We start from the raw sequence: 1,171 nt of genomic DNA, 5'->3' as shown, positions 1-1,171 counted from the left end.
CTCCATCGCCAACGCCGCGCAGGGCATCCACGAAGACACAGCCTCCGTGGGCGGCACATTCACGGTGCAGGACCCGGACAGCGACAGCGGGCAGAACCAGACGTTCCACATCGAAGGCGGCAGCAACACGCCCGCCGCCGACGGCACCAGCCCTTCCGACGGTTCCCACTCCGCCACAGGCAGCACGGACGCCACGTTCACCACGGACTACGGCACGCTGACCCTTGATCCCGCCACCGGGCAGTGGACCTATGCGCTCAACAACGCCAGCGACAAGGTCCAGCAGCTCAATGCCGGGGAAACCAAGGTCGAAACCTTTGAAGTGACCGTTACCGACGAACACGGCGCGACCTCCACCCAGACCATCACCGTTACCATCACCGGCACCAACGACATCCCGGTGATCGACACCGATCAGAGCAACTTCCATCTCGACTTCAAGGAACAGGGCGTCTACCAGCCCTCGGAAGGCGGCGACGGCAACACGCCCACGACGCCCGGCGGAACGGGCGAAGGCCAGCATCAGACCGGAACCCTTTCCGGCAAGATCTTCGCTTCCGATGCCGACAAGGAAAACGGGGCGGGTTCCACGGATCACGATGTCAACAAGCTCAACTTCCACGTCGAGCACGCCGGATCGAGCCTGACCGACGGTGGCGCCTCCACCACTGTGACCGGAACCGGAAACCCCGGCACCGGGGACGTCGTCTATACCTACACCTCCGCCTACGGCACCCTGACCTTCCACGCGGACGGCTCCTACGAGTACACGCTCAACAACAAGAACCCCGGCGAAGCAGGTGCGGACGGCAATGCCGTCAACAACCTCGCCCTCGGCCAGACCGTGACCGAAACCTTCACCGTCTACGTCACCGACGCCCAGACCGGCCGGAGCGAGCCCCAGACCATCACCGTCACCATCAACGGCACCAACGACCGGCCCGAACTCTCCATCGCCAACGCCGCGCAGGGCATCCACGAAGACACAGCCTCCGTGGGCGGCACATTCACGGTGCAGGACCCGGACAGCGACAGCGGGCAGAACCAGACGTTCCACATCGAAGGCGGCAGCAACACGCCCGCCGCCGACGGCACCAGCCCTTCCGACGGTTCCCACTCCGCCACAGGCAGCACGGACGCCACGTTCACCACGGACTACGGCACGCTGACC

At 65.2% G+C, this 1,171-nt stretch carries 1 protein-coding gene; it reads left to right on the top strand.

The features are described from left to right. The coding region (locus tag HMPREF0178_RS12935; protein WP_009368494.1) for a VCBS domain-containing protein at window positions 1–1,171 on the top strand (1,171 nt) is incomplete at both ends.

The sequence above is a fragment of the Bilophila sp. 4_1_30 genome (assembly GCF_000224655.1).
Lineage (GTDB): Bacteria > Desulfobacterota > Desulfovibrionia > Desulfovibrionales > Desulfovibrionaceae > Bilophila > Bilophila wadsworthia.
Note: the sequence above shows the minus strand (reverse complement) of the source record. Positions and strands in the feature narration are given on the sequence as shown.